The following is a 22,753-nucleotide window of genomic DNA, read 5'->3' as shown; positions in this document are numbered from 1 at the left end:
TCATGCATGGGCCTTCATTACATGGTCGCCTTTTACCTTTCGGCCATCAACTTGCGACGGTTGCCTGAATGCGATAGAGTGAGTTACAGGTTCATTTTGGAAGAGGTGCTAACATGAGTGTATTTGGTGAGCAAGCGGTCAAACAACGCCGGCGAGTAACATTAGTCGTTGTTCTCGTTATTGCGGTTGCGGTAGGGGTTGCAGGAGGCAGAGTCAGCATGCTGATTCAATATCCGGTGATGAAAGAAGCGGCGTTTAAGAACTTATCTTACGCTTACAACGAAATAATGAATCAGTACTTAAACGGTGCGGAAGCGAAGGCGCTCGTGGATGGCGCTGCCGAAGGGATGGTCGCTTCGCTCGATGATCCGTATTCCGTCTATATGACCGGCGAGAAGGGCGAGCAGTTCGTTCAGTCCTATGAGGATCATTTTGTCGGAATCGGCGTAGAAATACGGCAAGAAGATGGCATGTTTGTCATTGATAATGTCATTAAAGGAGCGCCTGCGGAGAAGTCCGAACTAAGGGCTGGCGATACGTTCGTGGCTGTTGATGGCAAGCAAGTGAAAGGGCTTGAGCTAGCTGATCTGAAGGCACTGTTGCAAGGTAAAGAGGGCACGAAGGTGAAGATCACTGTCCGCCGTGAAGGGGCGAGCGTGACGAATGATGTGACTGTTTCGCGCGGCGCTGTTCCGGTGCTGACTGTATCTTATGAGATGAAGCAGGACGGTATTGGCCAGATTACGATCAGCCGCTTCGCAGAGAAGACGGCGGATGAGTTTGCTGCGGCAATCGCAGCACTGCAGAAGAAGGGCATGAAATCGCTGCTGCTCGATCTGCGCGGCAATCCGGGCGGTCTGCTTGAACCGACGATTGAAATTGCGAACCGCTTCGTGCCGAAAGGCAAAACGATCGTTCAAGTTGTTTATAAAGACGAGAAGCATGTCATTACCCATACATCGAGCCAGAAAGAACCGTGGAAGCTGCCGATTGCGATTCTGGTTGACGCTCATACGGCTAGCTCCGCAGAAGTATTGACAGCGGCGCTCAAAGAGGATGCAGGCGCGCAGGTGGTTGGGGAGAAAACGTTTGGCAAAGGCATCGTCCAGAACTTCCGCCAGCTGAAGGACGGCTCTGTACTGAAGCTGACTGAAGCGCAGTGGCGTACTCCTAAAGGGAGCTGGATACATAAGAAGGGCATCGATCCTACGGTCGTAGTAGCTGCACCGGATTATACAATGCTTTCGAGACTGCCGGTAGGGCTCAATCTGAAGATTGGCGATTACGGGGATCAGGTCGTTACGGTGCAGAAGATGCTCCAAGTGCTCAGCTACAATGTTGGCACAAGCTTCGGCATTTACAACTCGGATACGGAGAATGCGGTACGTGCGTTCCAATCGAATGAGAAGCTTCCGGTCACTGGAACGGTGAATGACAAGGCGGCTTATAAGATGGTTGACCGGCTCGCGGATAAATTTAACGTGGAGGATCCGCAGCGGAACAAAGCGATGACGCTTCTGGAAACGGCGACGAAGGAAAAGTAGAAAGGTGCATTGCTTGTTTTTATACGCTGTGATATGCTTGTAAAAATTTATTTTCGTGAATCGATCGCGATCGGAGGCGTATGTTTTGGCACACTATTACATGGAACCATCCCGCACCTTTAGTGAATTTCTGCTGGTGCCGAATTTAACCACGAAGGACTGCAATCCTACCAACGTCACGCTCAAAACACCGATTGTCAAATTCAAAAAAGGCGAGAAACCAGCGTATTCGCTCAATATTCCATTCTCGTCAGCAGTCATGCAGGCCGTTTCCGATGACCGTATGGCAGTTGCGCTCGCTCGCAGCGGCGGCATCTCGTTCATCTTCGGCTCCCAGAGCGTCGAGGGTCAGGCAGCAATGGTGCGCAAAGCGAAGAGCTACAAGGCAGGCTTCGTTGTCAGCCGCTCGAACTTGACGCCAAGCCATACGCTCAAAGACGTGCTGGATCTGAAGGAACAGACAGGTCACTCGACTGTAGCGATTACAAGCGATGGTTCAGCGAACGGCAGGCTGCTCGGCATCGTCACTGGCCGAGACTATCGGATCAGCCGGGATTCGCTCTCGAAGCAAGTAAGTGATTTCATGACGCCATTCGAGAAGCTCATTTATGGCAAATCCGGCATTACACTTTCGGAAGCGAATGATCTTATCTGGGATCATAAGCTGAACTGTCTGCCTGTTGTTGATGCAGAGAACAACCTCGATTACCTCGTATTCCGCAAAGACTATGATGAGCATAAAGAAAATCCATCTGAGCTGCTTGATACCAACAAGAGCTATGTCGTTGGAGCGGGCATTAACACGAAGGACTATGAAGAGCGCGTACCGGCGCTTGTTGCGGCAGGAGCAGACGTTCTCGTCATTGATTCCTCCGACGGCTATTCGGAGTGGCAGCAGAGTACGATTCAATTCGTGAAATCGAACTTCGATGTGAAGATCGGCGCTGGTAACGTCGTTGACCGCGAAGGGTTCCTTTACCTGGTCGAGGCTGGCGCAGACTTTATCAAAGTCGGCATCGGTGGCGGTTCCATCTGTATTACGCGGGAACAGAAGGGTATCGGCCGTGGACAAGCATCGGCGCTGATTGAAGTGGCGGCTGCGCGTGACGAGTATTTCGAGCAGACGGGCATTTACGTTCCAATCTGTTCGGACGGCGGTATCGTTCACGACTACCACATTACGTTGGCATTAGCTATGGGTGCGGACTTCGTGATGATGGGCAGATATTTCGCCCGGTTCGACGAGAGCCCGACGCGGAAGCTGAAAGTGGGCAACAATTTCGTGAAAGAGTTCTGGGGCGAAGGCTCGAACCGTGCGCGAAATTGGGAGCGGTATGACACTGGCGGCAAGGCGGGTCTCATGTTCGAGGAAGGCGTTGACTCCTACGTGCCTTACGCAGGAAGTCTGCAAGAGAACCTTAGCAAGACGATCCATAAGATCAAATCGACAATGTGCAACTGCGGCTCGCTGACGATTGAGGAACTCCAGAAGAATGCTCGCATCACGCTTGTTTCAGCGACAAGTATCGTTGAGGGCGGCGCGCATGACGTTATCCTGAAAGAAAACAGTATTACTGGCGAGTAAGTTAAATAGAGGGCTGCCTAGACCCGGGTTCGTGAAGAATCCGTCGTGTGAGGCGGCCCTTTTTGTTTAGGGAAATAAGTGATCGACCGCTGCAAAGTCGGTTAGTTCGAACTTGCCGTTCGAATAAATAAGTGTCGTAATCGAACACTCGGGGACTAATCTAGTTTGTGCAGCTATGAATTGAGGATGCCAGAATTCCAGCGTACTCTGAGGGAATGCTTGAACGAGAAAGTCGGTTATTAAACCGCCATGCGTAACCAATACGATATTGCTGTGAACGGAATATTGCTCGGCCACCTCTACTAGTAGAGAGGCCAAGCGTGCGCCAGCTTGCTTCGCTGATTGGCCAACGGGCGGCATATATTCGGGGTTCAGTGTACAGCGCTCCCACAAGGCAACAAACTCTTCAAACGTCTGATCCGGGAAGTCTCCCCAATTCGCGCGTTCCCGCAAACGATCATCCACTTGGAGGTTTGCATTCGCTTGAATAGCAATATAGTCGGCCGTTTCTTTCGCTCGTTGAAGCGGACTTGATAATAGGGCTGTGATTTGCATATGACGAAAACGTTCAGCTGTCGCTTGAGCTTGTAGCACGCCTTCATCGGTTATCGAAACATCCCCGATAGATCGTTCTTTTATAGCATGCCTGACAAGGTAGAGAGTCGGATTCATGATGCATCTCCTCCCAGGATCTTAAGCGAAATTGATTGATTTCAGAAAAAATAATCCCGTTCCACGCGGCTAATCCGAACGCCGTATGTCTTGTACCAGTCCGTCTGTCCCTTGCGCTGAACGCCGAGATGGAGCGGATTTTCTTTCCAGTTCTTGATCGCTTCAAGCGACTCCCAGTAGGAGACGGTGATGCCGACTCCGCTGCTATCCCGCGCGCTCTCCACGCCGAGGAAGCCCGGTTGATCGGCAGCAAGCTCGACCATACGATCCGCCATCGCACCATAGCCATTATCGCCATCCGTTCGTTCAGAGGTGAAAATGACGGCATAGTAGGGTGGTTCAGGTGTTTTAGCGATACTAGGATTCGAACTTGAATCTGAATTGGAGTTGGTATAATTGTGACTCATCATTTTGGCCTCCATTTGCCTTTAAGATAATGTCTCCCAGCGTTCCCACATTTCCCGAGGGTTCCGTTCATAGACCTCTTGCTCACGATACAAGTAAGCATGCATGATGAATTCTCGGCGAATGGTCGCGAAGTCGGGATGGTACTGCTGGATAAACATGTTTAATTCCTTCTCTGTATATTTTCGGCCTTCATCCAGCTTCTCTGCAAGATGCTCCAGCACGATTCTTTTCTTCTTCAGCTGAGCGGGAATATGCTTCAGCTTGCCGTCCGCTGTAATAAAATTACGCAGGACAGACTGCTTCAGCCGCTCGTTCTTCTCATCCACTGTTTCCAGCTCCTTATCTTCAGTGTTGTTCGCGTTGGGCTTCGCCAGAATGGACTGGAGCGAGCTCTCGTACTGCTTCAAGAAATAGCGGTCCAATGAGAAATAGATTGCATTCTTGTCGCGCCGTTCATGAATTAAGCTGACGGCTCGCAGCTTCGCGGCATGGTGGGTAATCGTAGCGGGGGAGAGGCACAGCTTCTCTGCTAATGTTTGACCAGTCAACTCGCCCTCCGACAGCAGAATCAATATTCGAATACGGGTGGGATCAGCCAGCGCTTTGTGGTAATTGACGATTTTGTCGAGCTGCATCATAGCGGAAGCCTGCCTTTCATTTCGTTGGAATTGGTGATCTGAATTTAACAGTTATCTAATTAGATAATAATCAAATTAGATGCACGTGTCAAACCCAAAAAAACCGGAGCACATGGGCTCCGGTTTTTTTATGAGTTAACTTATACGGCAAACAGTCGTTCAAACAGCCAAATACCGCCCATGACGCAAACGGCAGCCGAAGCGAATTTGATTGCGGTGAGGTAGTGCAGCCGGTTCTGGAGCAATTTGAGCAGCGGGACCACAAGTGCCATCAGCAGCAGCTGAATGGCTTCGATACCTAGGTTGAAGCTGATGAGGCTGACAGCCATCTTGGATTTCGGGAGATCCATACCCATGAGAATGTCTGCGAAGCCAACGCCGTGCACAAGTCCGAACAAGAAAGTGACTGGCCAGCGGTAACGGATTTTTTTGCGGAAAATATTCTCCAACGCGACATAGCAGATGCTGAGTGCGATCACCGATTCCACCCAGCGCGAAGGGATGTGAATGAGTCCCAGCGTCGCAAGCGACAGCGTGATGCTGTGTGCGATTGTGAAGGCGGTAATGACGCCGGCGTATTGCTTCCATGACTGACGGCTGAGCAACAAGGCGAGAAGGAACAACAGGTGATCATAACCGGTTAGGATATGATTCATTCCCAGATTGAAGAAAGTAATCCACGCCGAAGGCTGGCTCGTCGTAACGACTTGCTCCTGCTGAGGTGCAGCATTGGCAGCGCCGTTATCGCTTGGCGCCTGTGTCGATGCCAGCGAGTTGCCATCTTGTTGCTCTTGCTGATTTTCAGTCACGAGCAGCGTAAAGCTGCGGTCCTTGCCCCGAAGAACACTCTCACTTGATTGCTCGTAGAAATGCATCGAAACAAAATCCGCATAATTCGTATTGTCATCTCCGGAATAGAGATCGTCCTCATACTTAAATGATTGTCCTGTCTGCAAGTGAGGCAATGTAAATGTGAATGTAACCACATCTTTATCCGCTTTCGTCTCGAAAGCGGAGCTGACGTAGGACGCTTCGACGGTTTTGTTATCAACCTCAAAGAGGAGGCTGTCCTCGAAAAAGTGACTAACCTGTGGTTCTTTAGCTTTTAGCTCATCTGCACTCAACTTGTAATCGCCATCAGAATCGATGCCCTTCACTTGCTCAATAATCGATAAGATGTCGAGCGAGAAGGTTACGGTCGTGTCCTTATCATTTACGTCGATTGTGGTATAGCTGACGCTGTAAGGATGTGCTGAAACAGAAGTGAGTGGTAGCGAAACAACGAGGAGCATGAGGAGTAGAACAGTTCTATAAAACAGTTTTCGTTTCATTGTGAGTTATGAGTCCTCCACTTGTAAGATAGGTCAAGTATGGAGTTGGAATGTTAAGACATTGTCAAAATTGACATATCAATAAAAACTTAACAAAAAAATGGGAGAATTGGTGATAGACTTAACCACGTGTTTTAGGGAAGTATGCAATTCAAACTAGATTTATAGGGAGGATTTACAAGCGTGGGGAAATGGAGCGCTAACAGGAAGAGATGGACAGGCGTTGTTATGGCATCAGTGCTCAGCCTTGGGCAGTTATTGCCGCTTGTGCAGCCGGGAGTGGCTGAGGCAGCAGTTGCGACGCGTGTTGTCATTAGTGAAGCATATGGTGGTGGCGGGAATTCAAATGCAACCTATACAAATGATTTTATCGAGCTGTACAATCCAACGGACTCGGAAGTTGATCTAACGAACTGGTCTGTTCAATATGCATCGGCTACCGGAACTACATATCAAAAAACAAATTTGACTGGCAGCATTCAGCCGCATAGCTATTACTTGGTCCAGGAAGCATCGAATGCAGCGGTAGGCGCTTCAATGCCGACCCCTGATGCAAGCGGTACGATCTCCATGGCAGCTGGTGCTTTCAAGGTTGCTCTTATCGATAATCAGACGACGCTAAGCGGAGTTGGAGTGCCGGTAGGTGTTGTCGATTTCGTAGGGGTGGGCACGACGGCGAATGCCTATGAAGGGACAAGCTATGCACCGGTTCCATCCGCAACGCTTAGCGTTCAGCGGAAGTCGAACAACGGGGTCGTGCCTGCCACGGATAACAGCGGTAACGGCTGGGATACGGACGACAATAGTGCGGACTTCGTAGCGGGAGCGCCTAATCCGCGCAACACGGCATCTGAGGCTGAGCCTCCGCTAGGAGGAGGGCCGGTGCAAACAACTGCACTTACAGGCACTGCAATGTTGTTTAACAATGCAGATGAAGCGAACGGTACTCTTACAGGTGAAGCATCTTCGCTAGCATCGAATGCGACGATTAACGTGTATTCCTCTGAAACTGGCGGGGATCTGCTCGGCACTGTGGTTGCTGAGACTGATGGCTCGTTCACGATCAGCAACACAGCTCTGGTCGGTTTGACTAGTGTGTATGCAACCGCAACTGCAGTAGAGAAGACAGAAAGCGACCGCGTCCAGATTAATGCGGCAACTGCAAGTGCAGCTTTGAACGGACTTACCTACGTCAAATCGGGCACGACTGGCACGCTTACTGGTACAACAAGCACGCCAAATGCTCGTGTTTATGTCTATGCCTCTAACGATACTTCCCCGGGGAATCGCGTCCAAAATGCGGTATCGGGTTCCAATAAGTCGTTCTCGACCGCACTGAACAATCAGCCGGATACTATATATGTCACGCAGCTTGAAGTGACAGATAACGGCCAGAATTATGAGAGCGTTCCGGTCTCGGTCACGAAGTTGGCTGATCCTATAGATGCGACGCCAATCCAGACGCTGCGCGCTTCTGACACGAATGGTTATCCAACATCAAGCTTGACGCCGGATTACATCATCGAAGGTGTTGCGACAGTAGATAATCAAATTCTGGGTACGCAAGCAAACAATTACTACATCCAAGATGCGACAGGAGGCATAAATATATTTGGCGGCACTGCGCCTGGTATTACGATTACTGCAGGAGACGTCGTGCGACTGACGGGTAAACTCGCCTTCTATAACGGGTTGCTCGAGTTCACGCCAAGCACAACAGAGAAGCTCGGAACGCAGGCACTGCCAGCCGCCATCTCGAAGACCGTAACGGATCTTACGACCTATGCCGGGGCAGAGCCTGTCGAAGGTCAGCTTATCGAAGTGACTGGTGCAGTCACGGCGGTGACGGCTAGTGGTGCGAATTATAACGTTACTTTCCAAGATTCCGCGGACACGTCCAAAACGACAACCGTGCGTGTAATCAGCGTCACAGGTATTAACGTCACTACGCAGCTTGTTGTCGGTCAATCGTATACGATTACTGGGATCGTCAGTCAATATGACACTTCATCGCCATATACGACTGGCTACCAGTTATTCCCACGTAAAAGTGCAGACATTGTTCCAGCGTTGACGCTGACTCATACGCCGATGACTGAAATTCTGAAAGGCGTGGATGTATCTTTTACAGCTAAAGCAGCAGGAGTAACAAGCGTAACGGTCTATTACCGGACCAAAGGCAGCAGCGATCCCTACACAGCGCTCAGCATGAGCAGCACAAATCAAAGCGATTATACAGCTGAATTGCTTACAACAAATGTGCCGGATGCAGGGATCGAATATTACATCGAAGCAGTAAATAGCGACCGAGTGAAGCAAAGTGGTACTGCAGCTCAGCCTTATCAAGTGAATGTCATCAACGATTCGGTTGGACCGGATTTCGGCTCTGAGAAGCCTGAGGTTGCATCCCGAGTTGAAAACGCCAAGCCAACGATCTCGCTGGCATTCTCCGATCCAAGCGGCGTTGATCAAGCTTCCGTGAAGATTGACTTGGACAGCGTGGATATTACCTCGCAAGCGACAGTAAGTGCAAGCGGAGTAAGCTATTTGCCGGCAGCAGATTTAGAAATTGGCATTCATACTGTACACGTAACGGTACAGGATACACACGGCAATAAAACCGAACAGCAATGGACGTTTGAAGTGGTTCAAGCCTTCACTGGCGGTAACCATTACAGAGGAACGACGCATAACCATACGAAGCTTTCTCATGATGCGGCAGGCACGCCTGAAGATGCTCTGAAAGCAGCTATTGCGCATCAGTATGACTACTTCGCATTTTCCGATCACTCGCATGATCTCGATGACACTGCACGCTCAACCGATGGCACGTCGCATGGCAATATGCCGGAGCGCACAGGCGCCTCCGACTGGCAGCTGACAAAGGATCTAGCGAAACAATATACGAAGGATGGCAAGTTTGTCGTATTCCCAGCGTTCGAGATGACTTCTACAACATGGGGCCACTCGAATGTTTTCGGAACGGAGAACTTTATCGACCGGAAGCAGGATGGCGGCAAATATCAGGATCTGAACCAATACTACGCATGGGTGCTGACGTACGATAACATTGTTGCGCAGTTCAACCATCCGGATATGTCGGCAAATGCATTTAACAACTTCAGTCCCTATCAAAAAGCTGTTGATGACCGTTTCACAATGCTCGAAGTGGGCAACGGCTCCGGTCATTACGGCTACGCGAATGCGGAGAAAACGTATTATAAAGCGCTGGATCTCGGTTGGCATGTTGCACCGACTTACGGCGAAGACAACCACGACGGCACATGGGGTCAAACGACTAAACGGACTGTTATTGTCGCAAGCGACTTATCTGAAGCATCGCTCTTCGACTCCATGAAGAAACGCAGAGTTTACATGTCCGAGGATGCCAACTTCTCGCTGGACTTCAGCGCTAACGGCTCCTACATGGGCTCTATTGTAGATGGCTCTACATTGAACTTTGAAGTAAAGGGCAAGGATCCGGTTGCCGAATCAAAAACGATGCCTGAGTATTCGTATCTTCCTAGCAGCTATCTATCGAATGACATTGTCGACAAGGTTGAGCTGATCTCTAACGGCGGCAAAGTACTGGAGACATATCATCCGGGCACAAAGGACTTTACATGGACACATTCCGTTCAAGTGACTGGCGGTCAGCAGTGGTTCATGATTAAAGTGACCCAGAAGGATGGCGAGCAAATCTACTCGTCGCCGATCTGGTCGAAAGAAGTTTCGGTTGACCTTAAAGTGAGCACGTTCGAGGCAATCGGCGGAGCGCTGATCGAAGGAAATCCGGTAGAATTGCAAGCTGGCATCAGCAACATGGGCAGTGAATCGGCTTCGGCATTTAAAGCGAATTTCTACTATGATCAAGCGGATGATGCTCATCTAATTGGCAGCGTGAATGTGCCTGATATGGCAGGACGATCCACGTATAATGCAAAGGTGACGTGGAATGATCCGATTCTTGGCAATCATCAGATTTTAGTAAGGCTTATAAGCGTTCCCGCATCCGACGATGTGTCAGATAATCAATTTTCGACGGCGGTTCAAGTAAAACCATCGCTAGGCATTACAATTATGATTGATGCTGCGCATGGCAATGAGAACACGTCAACGGACACAGGCACATACAAGGATAATTTGAAAATGATGACTCAAAAACTAAGACAGCTCGGCTACACAGTCGTTGAGAACAAAGCTGCTATTACGGCGAGTGTCCTCAGCGGGGCGAAAGTGCTTCTTCTTACCCATCCGAAGACGGATCTTACCATTACAGAGAATTCGGCTGTCACGGATTGGGTGAAGAGTGGCGGCTCGTTGTTCCTGGCGGACAAGAGCAACTATAACAATAACTCTACGATCAATAATGATCTCCTGATTGAGATGGGATCGACGATTCAAATTAGCAATGACGGAATTTTCGACGCTTCCAAAGAGGGCAACTTCTGGACAACGCCTTCAACTTCGCTGTTCGCTGTGCGTCTGCATCCGACTCCAGTCAGCAACTATTTGACAGACCGTGCTTCGACAGTTGAATACTACAGCGGCGCAAGTTTGGAGAAGGTTGGGCATTTGTCGCTGACAGACAGCGCAACGGTGACCGTACTGGTAAGAGGAAACGAAACAACGTATCAAGACAGCGTAGCTGGTGGAACGAATGTATACGATAATGTGTCAGACAATACGGGAGGATCAGCAATTCCGGCTATTGCATCCGAACAAATTGGAGCGGGGCGAATAGTCATCTCGGGTATGAACCTTATTAACGATAAGCAGCTGGACGAAACGTATAATGCGAAGGGTAATGATGAGCTGGGCATTAATCTGTTCAACTGGCTGGCAGGTCGCGGCGTAACGGTCAGCAAGATTGCGGACGCAAAGACGCATGCAGATGATGCATCTGTAGTGGTGGAAGGCACGGTAACGACAGGAGCAGATGTCTTCTTCGACGCTTTCTACCTTCAGGATGAGACCGGCGGTATTATGGCGTTCCAAGAAGTTCCGAGCGGCAGCTTAGCTCCAGGCGATCGGGTGCGGGTATACGGGAAACTGCAAACGTTCGAGAATAACCGTGAGCTTATCTTTGATAAGTTTGATACGGATGTTATCAAGCTCGGACATGTTGATCCGATTGTACCTGCAGTCGTAACAACGCATGATGCTGCATCGGAATCGAAGCAAGGCTTGCTTGTTAAAGTTAAAGGTAAGGTCGTCACGAAGTACGACGACAATTCTTATATCATCAATGATGGCAGCGGTCCAGTTCTCGTCTTCACAGACGGTTACATCGCGCTTCAGCACAACGTGCCTGTTCCGTCTCTGAAAGCAGGCGATACGTATGAAGCAGTTGGCGTAACCGGAAAATATGCAGAAGGCATCCGGATACGGGTACGCGATACTCGCGAGTTATCTTACACGAAAGCTGGCACGACAGGTCCTGTAGTTGGTCCAATTACGGATCCTAGTGGAGACAACGAACCAGGTAAACCGGTTGTAAAAGATGAGAATGGCCATAAGCAAGCCAGCTTAGTGGTGGATGGTCCGATTAAACCGAATTCAGAAGGCGTGTTGACCATCAATGCGATAACATCGGAGAAGGTAGACGAGGTTAAAGTTGCGATCCATGCTGATGTAGTTGATCAATTGGTGAAGGACGAGTCGAACTCCAAGCTGACCATTCTTACCTCTCTCGGCCAATATGACTTGCCGGTTAGCGAGCTTGTTAAGGCGCTGGGTAATCAGTCGGGAATAGCGCTACAAGTGATCATTTCGGTGAACGACCAAGCGAAACAAACGGCAAATTCATATGGAAAGCATGCATTAGCCTCAGTAGAGTTTAAAGTAACGGCTACTTCTACGACAGGGCAGCAGAAGGAGTTATCAACGTTCACACAATATGTGTCAAGAACAGTGCTTTTGGATTCGACTACATCCGGCAATCAGCTGGCGGTAGTTAGAGAAGTAGCAGGAGCAAATGGCAAAGTTGCTTACGAGCCTGTTCCATTCACGGTAGAAGGCAACAAAGTCGTCATTTACAGTCTCACGAACAGCACATATCTTGTTCTCCGCAATACGAGCACGTTTGCAGATATCCAGAATCACTGGGCTCGTAAGGAGATTGAAGCTGCAGCGGGCAAAATGATCGTTAACGGGATGGACGTCAACGAATTTAAGCCAAGCGGTACCGTAACGAGAGCTGAATTTGCCGTCATGCTGGCTAAGGCGCTTGGTATGAAATCATTGGGGACAGCAGGACAACCAGCGTTCCATGACGTGAAGCCGGATGCATGGTTTGCGCAATCGGTACAATCGTTAACGGACTACGGCATCCTGAAAGGCGATAAGGCAGGCAATTTCAATCCGAATGCAACGATTACGAGAGAAGAACTTGCTGTTATGCTTTACAGAGCGATGGAGCTTGCGGGGTATGCTTTCGACAAATCGGCAGTAGAGTCTAGCTTTAGCGATGCAATCAACATCCACAGTTGGGCACTCGAAGCCGTGTCACAGCTGGAGCAAGCAAAGATGATCAAAGGAACAGCGGGCAAATTTAATGCCGGCTCGAAGACAACTCGCGCGGAAAGCGTCGTGTTCATAATTCGGATGCTGTCCGTGGTAAGCTTTACGAAGATGACGTAGTTGAATGGTTAGGCATGAGGTCCATGGAGCAAGTCTCCGTGGGCCTTTGTGCACAACAGAAAACAGTATAATAGGGATCCCGCTTGTCTAAGACAACCGAAATCCCTATCGATACTCACCATTACTATTCAATTTTCACCTGCACTCCATTCACTTCAAACAACTGCCGTTGCTCTCAATTTTTCATTAAACCCTTGTTATCTTGTAATCCGCTTATTATCCGTTGTCGTTTACTTGTACCCGCATGTCCCAGAAACTATACCGGATACTCCTTTCCCGAGTGAATAGGGGACATACTTCGCTAACCTATTTCAATGGACTATCCCCTCTCTGTTAGAGCTGGTTGATCATCTTGAGCCTCTCGCTGCTTTCACCGGATTCTTTGTAATGCCTCCGCTTGAGAAGCGAGTGCGTCTTGTTTGATCTGACCTTAGTGTACAGGCAATTCGCCTATTGTGTAAATATTCAGAAAAATCAAAATAAAGCGAAAAATAAGAGGTTTTACACACTTTTCTCTCGTTTTCTCACTCTTCTTTACAATTGCTTCATAAATCGAAACTTGTCGGATTTTGATAATAAGCAAGCAGTTTTGTCGTTAGTTCGACTAGATGCTCCCGGAGCATGAGCGGCTCTAGCACTTGAATGCGCATGCCGTAACTGAGCAGGTGGTAGGGGATGTAAGTTAGCAGTGATTTCTCATCTATCATGAAATGAGCCTCGTCACTCTTGCGCTCGATCAATGAATCATTGAACAGCCAATGCTCGGCGAGTGATTCCAATGCGCGCGGGTGGCCCTTGATAATGATGCGGACGAGCTGCTCATCGCTTGTGAGCCATGGCTTGATGTTCTGCCTCAAGTACTCGCGTGCGGAGAAGTCGGAAGGGCGCTCGTACCGGTCATCCGAGCCGGTGATCGCTTGAATGCGGTCGACTCGGAAGCTGCGGATATCTTCGCGGAGATGGCAGAAGGCGATCATGTACCATTTGCCCCGCCAGTGGATGAGACCGTATGGGTTGATGCGGCGCTGCTCGATTTCCATGCCATAGCCTTTTTGATAGCCAATGAGCTGCGTGCAGCTGCTTGCGACGGCTTGCTCCAGCTGCTGCAGAAGGGGTTCGATGCCGATGCTTGTGTGCGCTGCGGCGTTCATCACTTCGAAGCCAGTCAGATGCCGGTCAAGCTCGCTGCGCTGCTCTTCATTCGTGTAGCGTTTCAGCTTGGTAATGGCTCTTCTAAGCACATCCGTGTAGGGATAGCCTGCTTCCTCCGCGAAGAGTGCAGCTTGTACTAGAGCTTTCTGCTCGCCCGGGTCAAAGAGTAGCGGCGATTCCTTGAAGTGATCAAGCAGGCTGTAGCCGCCGTTATGCCCCGCATCCGCGACAATGGGAACGCCGCTTGCACACAGCGCATCGATGTAGCGGTATACGGTTCGGATATGCATTTCGAGCGAATCAGCCAGCTGCTTGGCGGTCATGCGTTTATTTGCTTTGAGCAGCCATAGAATGGTCAGCATGTTATCTGCTTTGGACATGGCTAAGCTGCCTCCTTATTATTTGCGGGTAAAGCCTTCCTTGAACGGCTGGAAGAATGCTCGCGGAATGTCTGCTTCGAAGCGGACAAGCTTACCGGTTGTCGGATGGACGAATGCCAGTACTCGAGCATGCAGGCCGAGGCGGCTCAGCGCTTTGGACCTGGAACTGTACTTCTTGTCGCCGACGATCGGATGGCCGATGTCTTCCATATGGACGCGGATTTGATTCTTCCGTCCGGTTTCAAGCGACACTTCAAGCAATGAGAAATTGCTGTTCTGCTGCAACACCTTGTAATGCGTAACAGCGTGCTGAGCGTCTGCTTGGTTCGAGGTGGAGTACATTTTCAGCGTCTTGCTTTCTTTGAGGTAAGAAGAGATGGTGTCTTCTTGTTTTCTAACCTTGCCCTCAACAAGTGCGATGTAAGTGCGTTCCTTGACCGTATCTTGCCAAGTCGTCTGCAGCTGCTGCTGGATGTGTTCGCTCTTGGCGAACATCATGACGCCTGATGTATCGCGGTCCAGTCGGTGAACGACGAAGATACGTCCGCCCGGATTGCTGGCGCGAACATGTGCCGTCAGCTGCCGGTAGGCAGTGAGCTCGGACTCTTGTTCGGAAGCGATGGACAAGAGGCCTGCTTCCTTAATTACGACGATGACATCAGCATCCTCGTAGAGAATCGTGAGGCCGATGAGCGGCGGCGTCTCGATGATGCGTTCCTTCGACAACGTCACAGTTTGTCCCGGCTGCAGCATATAGTTGTACACTTTCTGCGGCGTGCCATCTACTGCGATCTGTCCGCGGCTCAGCATCGCTTTGATCGCGTTGCGGCCTTCGCCCTTCACTTCTTGCAGCAGGAAGGCGAGTAGCTCCGCTGGCTCCTGCGCTACATAGCTCTTGCTCGGCGCTGGTGCTGCCGGGCGCGGACTTGGAGCTGGCCGCCGCGCTGACTTGGCGCTGGCTTGCGGCTGTGCTGCTGCTGGTCGCCGATTGGGAGCATCGGCGGCGGATTTGCCGAACTGGCGGGGGGCTGCTTGCGCGGCTGACCGCTGCGTTTGTCCTGACGCGCGACCACGGTCGTTCTGCTGCTGCGCTTGCCCTGCAGAATCACGCCGCGAAGCGCTTCCCGCTCGCGGGGACTGCTGCTGTTTCGGCGGTCGTGCTGAATGTTTCTTATTCATCTATCTGACGCTCCTAGTACAATTCGAATTGGTTACCCGCATCTACTATACCGAAAGAAGCGATTACGCACAAATGGTGGGAAGGCGAAAGTGGCAAACTAACTGGCTGGTTTGGTGGTGAGAGAACGTATACGTGCTCTCAGCTTCGAAAACACGTGGAAAGGTGCATGAGAGAACATATATGATCTCTCAGCGGCGGAAATGGTGGAAAACTGGCTAATTGGAAGGTGAGAGAGGAATAATCCTCTCTCAATGCACGAAGAGACGGGATTTGTGAGTCGAGAGCGGGAATAACCTCTCTCCGCGCAGGAATCTGAAGTAAATCGCATAATTGCGGCATTGAGAGCGGAATAAGCCTCTCTCAGTTCGCGAATTGCTTAAAAAGTTTGTTGAGAGCGGAAAATGCCGCTATTGGCGGAGAAAGGAGTAGGGGGTGGCAAAAGGGAAGCCTGAAAACCCGCCCCACGCGCACCTGCGCCACCGGCCAACCCAGCCACCCCAAAACAAAAAAGCCGCGCATCCCGGCGCGGCTCCCAAACCAATTTACACCTGTACCCCTTGCTTCCGGTACACCTCTGGAAAATGATCGCCAACCAGCAGCTCGCCCGGCTTAACGTTGACGTAGGAGAGCATGACGTGCTCGCCAATCGGCTCGTAGCGAGTGTGGCCCGGCATGTAGTGCACGGCGATGGCGCGGCGCTTCATCTCGGAGCGGTTGTGCGGGCTGCCGTGCCAAGTCAGGCAGTGGTGGTAGCCCACTTGGCCTTTCTTGATTTCGAACGGAACAGCTTCCACGACCGCGTTGTTCGGCAGCATTTCCGGCTGCTTGTGGAACGGCTTGAACTCTTTTGTGCTGGACAGGTAGCGCTGGTGGTTGCCCCACTTATGGCTGCCTGGCACCATCCACATGCAGCCGTTCTCGATGACGGCATCATCAAGCGCGACCCATGCGCTTACGAGGTCAGCTGGCTGGATGATCGGCCACAGCGGGTGATCTTGATGCCAGTGTGTTGGTCCGCCCGTAATCGGCGGCTTATATTGGATTTGATCATGCCAGATGCGAAGCGAATTGGAATGGCACAGCTGTGCGACTTCCTCGCAGATTTGCGTGTTTCCGGCATGCTGCAGGAAACGGTCGCTGGCGAGCCAAATATTAACGATTTGGACGACTTTGTCGCTTGCGACCATTTTCATATTGTCGTAAGGGGAGTCCGACCCCAGCATGTTATGGTTCAGTACGGGCTTCTTCACCGTTTCGCCGTTCATCACCTTATCGAGCTCCTCACGAAGCTCTTCTACCTCGGCGTCACTCAGGATGACGTCACCTTTTAGAAAACCGTTGTTTTCAAACTCCGTGATTTGTGCTTGACTTAGCATAGAAGCAATTCCTCCCTATATTCAGTAGTTTCGCTTACCAAAGCGTTTAGCTCTATGTGATAAGAATAGCGCATATTGTAAGCGGTGTATTTACACATACGAAACAGGGCTTTGCACTTTTCAAATATCCTTCTCGCGAGGTGATTCAACCGTATGCCTGAGCAGACGCCATATCCATATTCGAATCCAGATATAGTACTAGGCACCTTGGATGATCTGCAGCCAACGGTGAATTTTGCGAGTCATGCCGAAGTGCCTGCCGCTGAACAGTGGGGACCGCGCATCATTCCGGACTACCAGCTGTTTTGTTTGCTATCCGGCGAGGCCGAAGTGCTAATCGGTCAGGAGCAATACACCCTTACAGCTGGAGACAGCGCACTATATGGACCCCATTGTCCGCACAAAATCACCATTAAGAGCGACGCTGTCTTCATCGGCATTCATTTTGCTTACATCCAGGAGTCACTAGAGCCTATCCACCCTGCCTATTCAATAGAAACATGCAGCGAAGAAGCCCTTAACACGAGCGAGCGTCGCTGCTATAAGCTCGAACTCCCTAACGATGAACGGCTGGAGCTGCCGCCTTACTTCACGTTGCCAGGTCTCGAGCCGATTCTGATGCGTATCGTCAACGAGTATTTGAACGAGCAGCTGGGCTACAGGATTGTCCTTCGAGCGCTCATGACGGAGCTGCTCGCTGCCATTGTCCGCAATCAGCTGACGAAGCGTCCAAGGTCGCTGGAACAGAGCAAGATTGACCCCGCCTTGCAGGCGATCAATAAACAGCCGGAGAAGAACTGGACTGTGAATGAGCTCGCAGCGCTGTGCGGCTATCATGTGATCTATTTCTCATCCCTATTTCGAAAATGCACCGGCGAAAGTCCCAAACAATATCTCATCTCCGAACGTATCCGCAAAGCCAAATATTACTTGCTGAGCGGCGAGAAGATGGAAGTCATCGCAGAGCGTCTCGGTTATGCCAGCGTTCATTATTTCTCCCGTAATTTCAAAGAGGAAACGGGACTGACGCCAACGGAATTTAAGCAGCAGTAGAGCCCTTTTTCTATTATTTTCTTCACATGCATTTCATAGACAAAGAAGATTGCGAGTGTTACGATTACGAGACGAGAGAGATGTAAGATTTGGGAGATTACTGGAGGAACCTACAGCGTGAATTGGACAATTAAATGGAAGAGCAACATAGTGCTATCCGTACTATCAGCAGGCCTTATTCTATCACCGGTTATCGGAGCAACAGGCACGGCTTCAGCAGCAACAGTAACGACAGCAAAAGCCGTTCAATCGTCAACTTATTCCGTCATCTTGGATGGCAAGAAGCTCGCACTTAACCCGGCACCTCAGCAGATCAAAGGGACAACGTTCGTCCCGATGCGTTCGATCTTTAGCGCGCTTCATGCAAGCGTGACCTATGAAGCATCGACGAAGACGATCCTCATCGTGAAGGGGCGCACAACGATCTCGCTTCAGCTGGGCTCGAAGAAAGCCGTGCAGAACGGGAAGACGCTGACGCTAACGCAGGCCCCGCAGCAGATTAAGGGCGCTACGATGGTCCCGCTTCGATTCGTGGCGGAAGCGCTTGGCGCTGACGTCCAGCTGGCAGCGAACAACACGATTCGAATTACTTCGAGCGAAGCGATTGCGAAGAAAGCGCAGGAAGCAGCTGAGGAGAAGAATCAGGATAAAGCGCCTGTCGTCCTGACAACGAAGCAGATCGTCGCGAAGAATGACAGCAAAGTCGTCATGATTACGACTGATGTCGCGCAAGGCAGCGGCGTGGTCATCGGTAAGAATCAGATTCTTACGAATTACCATGTGATGCAAGGCGCAACACAAGGCAGTATTACAACGCTGGACGGCAAAGATTTCAAAATCCAGGGCATCGTCGGTTATAACAAGGATTCCGATCTAGCTGTTATTCAAACGACGACATCGCTTGGCATTAATCCGGTTGAGATCGGCTTCTCCGCTTATAAAGGCGACCATGTCGTTGCAATCGGCAGCCCTCTCGGTTTGCAGAATACGGTGTCGGACGGCGTCATCAGCAACATTATTACCGATAACGCCCAGCTCTACCAGATCAGTGCACCGATTGACCACGGCAGCTCGGGCGGCGGCTTGTTCAACGATTACGGACAGCTGATCGGCATTACATCGTCCGGTATTGATGCGACGCAAGCGGATTTGAACTTCGCGATCTCATCGCTGAACATTCAGATGCTGCTGTACGACCTGGAAGACAGCCCTCCGGCGAAGATTGAATTCCTGCCGCAGGAGCTGCCTGCTTCACTCGTAGGTGCTTCTACCGACGAGATCCGTGACCTGATGGATGATCAATTCTCTGCCATCCAAACGACGGAAGGCACAACAGTGCTGAAACAGTTCGACGTCAAGCGTGATTCGGAAGGCTGGCTCGTTATTAATGCGGTTATTGATCCAAGCTTCTACATGGTTTATGGCGAAGAAGCGAATCAGGATCTACGTCTTTGGGCACTGAATACCGGCTATGAGCTTCGCCGGATGCTGCCAGACGATAAGATCCAGCTGACCGTCTACTATGACCAAGAGTTCACCTTCGAGCCGCGCGGCTTTGAGCCAGACGAAGTGACGGATGAAGGTAATGGCAAGTGGCGGGTCCGCTTCCCGGTTATTGAGTATCAGGGCAAAGAGAAAGCGATCGTGAAAGTACGCACGTAGAGATAAAGAAGGAAGAGTAGTTCATTCCAATGCAAGCTGTGTTAGCAGCTAAAGCTGGCGAAATGCTGGCGCGAAGCGTGGGAGCGGAACTGCTCTTCTTTTTTGCCATCAAGTTCGTTACAATATAGGAATGGTTTCTATTTAAGCATGGTGAAGGAATGACGAAGATGAAAGTCGTATTGGCGACGCTTAACGCAAAGTTTATTCATACCTCCCTTGCTCTGCGCTGCTTGAAGGCGTACAGCGAGAAAGATTTTGATATCGATATAGCTGAATATACGATCAAAGATCCGGCGATGAACATCGTCGCGGATTTATATGCGAGAAACGCCGATGTGGTCGGGTTCTCCTGCTACATCTGGAACATTGAAGAGACGATTACAGTCATCGACATGCTCCGCAAAATAAAGCCGGACATCAAGATCGTGCTCGGCGGTCCGGAAGTTAGCTACGATACGCAAGGCTGGCTGGAGCGGCTGAAGCAGGTCGATTATATCGTCGTCGGCGAAGGGGAAGAGACGTTCCACCATCTGCTGACCGAGCTGTCCAGCACATGCAAGTTCCATCTCGTCTTCGGGCTTGCGTATCGCAAAGAGCATCAGGACGGACGAATCGAGATTATCGTGAACCCGCCAAGGCCGAAGCTGGATCTGGCTACATTGCCGTCGCCACACCGGTTTGCGGAAGATATACCGCGTCTAGCCAGTCGTGTCGTCTACTTCGAGACGAGCCGAGGCTGTCCGTTCAGCTGCCAGTTCTGCCTCTCCAGTATTGAGGTCGGCGTTCGTTATTTCGATATGGAACGGACGAAGTCGGACATTCTCTACTTGATTGATGCCGGAGCGAAGCTGATTAAGTTCGTTGACCGGACGTTTAATATTAAGCGGGACTATGCGCTCGAGATCTTCCAGTTCCTCATCGAGAATCACCGCGGCTGCGTATTCCAGTTCGAGATTACGGCGGACATTATGCGCCCAGAAGTGCTCGATTACTTGGCGGAGCATGCTCCTCCAGGTATATTCCGCTTCGAGATTGGCGTGCAGTCGACCAATGATCTGACGAACGAAGCGGTGCAGCGCCGCCAGAACTTTGCGAAGCTGACGCGTACCGTCATGAAGGTCAAGGAGAGCGGCAAGATCGATCAGCATCTTGACTTGATTGCCGGTCTGCCTCACGAGGATTACAACTCCTTCCGCAAAACCTTCAATGACGTGTTCGAGCTTCGCCCTGAGGAGCTGCAGCTTGGCTTCTTGAAGATGCTGCGCGGCACAGGCATGCGCCTTGATGCGGAGAAGCACGGGTACATCTACATGGACCGTGCGCCGTACGAGATTCTCGGCAACGACATTATGCCGTTCTCGGACATCGTGCGCATTAAGCGGGTCGAGGATGTGCTGGAGAAATATTGGAATGCGCACCGGATGGACCATGCGCTGCTCTACCTCGTGGAGCGCGCCTTCCCTTCGGCGTTCGACTTCTTCCAGCAGTTCGGGGACTTCTGGGAAGGACGCGGCTGGCAGAAGATCGGTCACCAGCTGGAGGATCTGTTCTCGCGGCTCTGGTCGTTCCTATCCGAGGAGCATAGTCGTAAGCAAGCCCAAGAAGATGGCGGGGAGTGGTCGCTGGACGTTGTGCTTGGACTCATGAAGCTCGATTACTTCCTTCAGCATAATTACAAGCCGCGCAAGGTGTGGTGGGACTTCACGATGGACAAGCAGGTGCTTGGCAGCTGGATGCAGCGCCTTGCCGAGCGACCGCAGGATGTATCCGAGCAGTTCGCAGCGCTTGGCCTTAGCGAGAAGGAGCTTCAGAAGCATGCGGTTATTGAGCAGCTGCCGTTCGATCTGAAGAAATACCTCGCAGAAGGCGTAGTGTCGACGGAGGAAGAAACATTGTTGATCGTTATCTATAGCGGTGGCGGCAAGAGCGATGTGCGAACGGCACAATTCTATACGCTCCCTCTCATTCCGGTAAGTCAAGCTTGAGCCGTGTTGTTAATTGTTGTAAGCTTTAATAGTTTCGTACAAGTACACTCAATAGAGGAGCGATAGAAACATGGTATATGCGGCAAATAACGAGCGTTATGGATCGATGAAATACAATCGCGTTGGGCGTTCCGGCCTGAAGCTTCCAGCGATTTCCCTTGGATTGTGGCACAACTTCGGCGGCGTGGATACGTATGAGAACGGCCGCGCAATGCTGACTCGTGCTTTTGACCTTGGCATTACGCATTTTGACCTCGCGAACAACTACGGCCCTCCGGCAGGATCGGCAGAAGAAATGTTCGGCCGGATTATGCAGACGGACTTCAAGCCATACCGCGACGAGATGATCATCTCCTCCAAAGCCGGTTACTACATGTGGCCGGGGCCATACGGCGAATGGGGCTCGCGCAAGTACCTGATCGCTAGCCTTGAGCAAAGCTTGAAACGGATGAACCTGGAGTACGTTGATATTTTCTATTCGCACCGTCCAGATCCAGAGACGCCGCTTGAAGAAACAATGGGCGCGCTCGATCATATGGTCCGTTCCGGCAAGGCTCTGTATGTCGGTATCTCCAGCTATAGCGCTGAGCAATCCGCGGAAGCGATCAAGATTATGAAGCAGCTTGGCACGCCGCTGCTGATCCACCAGCCGAGCTACAATATGTTCGACCGCTGGATCGAGAACGGCCTGCAGGATGTGCTTGAAGAGAACGGCGTAGGCAGCATCGCCTTCTGTCCGCTGGCACAAGGTCTGCTGACGAACAAATATTTGACTGGCAGCATTCCGACAGATTCGCGTGCGGCAAGCAAGACGGGCTTCCTGCAAGAGAGCGCAGTTAGTGCTCAGCGCGTGGCGCAGCTGAACAAGCTGAACGCAATTGCAGCAGAACGCGGTCAATCGCTCGCACAGATGGCGCTCGCATGGGTGCTCCGCGGCGGACGCGTGACTTCGGCATTGATCGGCGCAAGCCGTGTCAGCCAAATCGAAGACAACGTGGCGGCGCTGAACAATCTGTCGTTCACGAGCGAAGAGCTGGCAAGCATTGAAGACATCATTCGTGCATAATAAAGAAGAAGCCTTGGGAGACCGATTTGGTCCTCCAAGGCTTTTGTTTGTTTGTATGGGTGAAAAAACATAGAACTCA

14 protein-coding genes are annotated in these 22,753 nt (G+C 50.9%); 7 read left to right on the top strand and 7 right to left on the bottom strand.

Annotation, left to right across the window (positions count from 1 at the left end; translation table 11 throughout):
- Positions 1-113 precede the first annotated feature (113 nt).
- Positions 114-1,544, top strand: coding sequence for a S41 family peptidase (locus AC0YNX_RS22975; protein WP_475818045.1), 1,431 nt, complete (start codon positions 114-116; stop codon positions 1,542-1,544).
- Positions 1,545-1,629: 85 nt separating this feature from the next.
- Positions 1,630-3,129: an IMP dehydrogenase gene (locus tag AC0YNX_RS22970; protein WP_475818044.1), complete on the top strand. Its 1,500-nt coding sequence runs from the start codon at positions 1,630-1,632 to the stop codon at positions 3,127-3,129.
- Between the two features lie 66 nt (positions 3,130-3,195).
- On the opposite strand, the gene AC0YNX_RS22965 is transcribed toward AC0YNX_RS22970, so the two are convergent.
- The 4 genes from AC0YNX_RS22965 to AC0YNX_RS22950 form a co-directional block, all read right to left on the bottom strand.
- The gene (locus tag AC0YNX_RS22965; RefSeq protein ID WP_475818043.1) at positions 3,196-3,801 is read right to left on the bottom strand and encodes a histidine phosphatase family protein; all 606 of its coding nucleotides are present in this window, start codon (positions 3,799-3,801) and stop codon (positions 3,196-3,198) included.
- A gap of 41 nt (positions 3,802-3,842) precedes the next feature.
- Positions 3,843-4,211 (bottom strand): antibiotic biosynthesis monooxygenase family protein, encoded by a 369-nt coding sequence (locus AC0YNX_RS22960; RefSeq protein WP_475818042.1) that lies wholly within the window; start codon positions 4,209-4,211, stop codon positions 3,843-3,845.
- Positions 4,212-4,229: 18 nt separating this feature from the next.
- Positions 4,230-4,844, bottom strand: a complete 615-nt coding sequence (locus AC0YNX_RS22955) for a DUF2087 domain-containing protein (protein WP_475818247.1) — start codon at positions 4,842-4,844, stop codon at positions 4,230-4,232.
- A 143-nt stretch (positions 4,845-4,987) separates the two neighbouring features.
- On the bottom strand, positions 4,988-6,139 hold the full coding sequence (locus tag AC0YNX_RS22950) for a HupE/UreJ family protein (RefSeq protein WP_475818041.1): 1,152 nt from the start codon (positions 6,137-6,139) through the stop codon (positions 4,988-4,990).
- A 222-nt stretch (positions 6,140-6,361) separates the two neighbouring features.
- On the opposite strand from AC0YNX_RS22950, the gene AC0YNX_RS22945 reads away from it, so the two are divergent.
- Complete coding sequence (locus AC0YNX_RS22945) at positions 6,362-12,820, top strand: S-layer homology domain-containing protein (RefSeq protein ID WP_475818040.1); 6,459 nt, start codon at positions 6,362-6,364, stop codon at positions 12,818-12,820.
- 545 nt (positions 12,821-13,365) lie between these two features.
- Here AC0YNX_RS22945 and AC0YNX_RS22940 read toward each other — a convergent pair.
- The 3 genes from AC0YNX_RS22940 to AC0YNX_RS22930 all read right to left on the bottom strand — a co-directional run bounded on the left by AC0YNX_RS22940 (position 13,366) and on the right by AC0YNX_RS22930 (position 16,908).
- Entirely contained in the window at positions 13,366-14,352 is a 987-nt protein-coding gene (locus tag AC0YNX_RS22940; protein WP_475818039.1) for a helix-turn-helix transcriptional regulator, read from the bottom strand.
- Positions 14,353-14,370: 18 nt separating this feature from the next.
- Positions 14,371-15,531: an RluA family pseudouridine synthase gene (locus AC0YNX_RS22935; RefSeq protein ID WP_475818038.1), complete on the bottom strand. Its 1,161-nt coding sequence runs from the start codon at positions 15,529-15,531 to the stop codon at positions 14,371-14,373.
- A 543-nt stretch (positions 15,532-16,074) separates the two neighbouring features.
- A complete protein-coding gene (locus AC0YNX_RS22930) occupies positions 16,075-16,908 on the bottom strand; it encodes a phytanoyl-CoA dioxygenase family protein (RefSeq protein ID WP_475818037.1) in 834 nt (277 codons plus the stop codon).
- Positions 16,909-17,061: 153 nt separating this feature from the next.
- Here AC0YNX_RS22930 and AC0YNX_RS22925 point away from each other — a divergent pair, with 153 nt between their 5' ends.
- From AC0YNX_RS22925 to mgrA, 4 genes are all read left to right on the top strand, one after another.
- Positions 17,062-17,961, top strand: coding sequence for a helix-turn-helix domain-containing protein (locus AC0YNX_RS22925; protein ID WP_475818036.1), 900 nt, complete (start codon positions 17,062-17,064; stop codon positions 17,959-17,961).
- A 117-nt stretch (positions 17,962-18,078) separates the two neighbouring features.
- Positions 18,079-19,623 (top strand): stalk domain-containing protein, encoded by a 1,545-nt coding sequence (locus tag AC0YNX_RS22920; protein WP_475818035.1) that lies wholly within the window; start codon positions 18,079-18,081, stop codon positions 19,621-19,623.
- Between the two features lie 167 nt (positions 19,624-19,790).
- The gene (locus tag AC0YNX_RS22915) at positions 19,791-21,608 is read left to right on the top strand and encodes a B12-binding domain-containing radical SAM protein (protein WP_475818246.1); all 1,818 of its coding nucleotides are present in this window, start codon (positions 19,791-19,793) and stop codon (positions 21,606-21,608) included.
- A gap of 70 nt (positions 21,609-21,678) precedes the next feature.
- Entirely contained in the window at positions 21,679-22,674 is a 996-nt protein-coding gene (gene mgrA / locus AC0YNX_RS22910) for an L-glyceraldehyde 3-phosphate reductase (protein ID WP_475818034.1), read from the top strand.
- Positions 22,675-22,753 lie beyond the last annotated feature (79 nt).

It is taken from the genome of Paenibacillus sp. J31R98, assembly GCF_056269245.1.
Note: the sequence above shows the minus strand (reverse complement) of the source record. Positions and strands in the feature narration are given on the sequence as shown.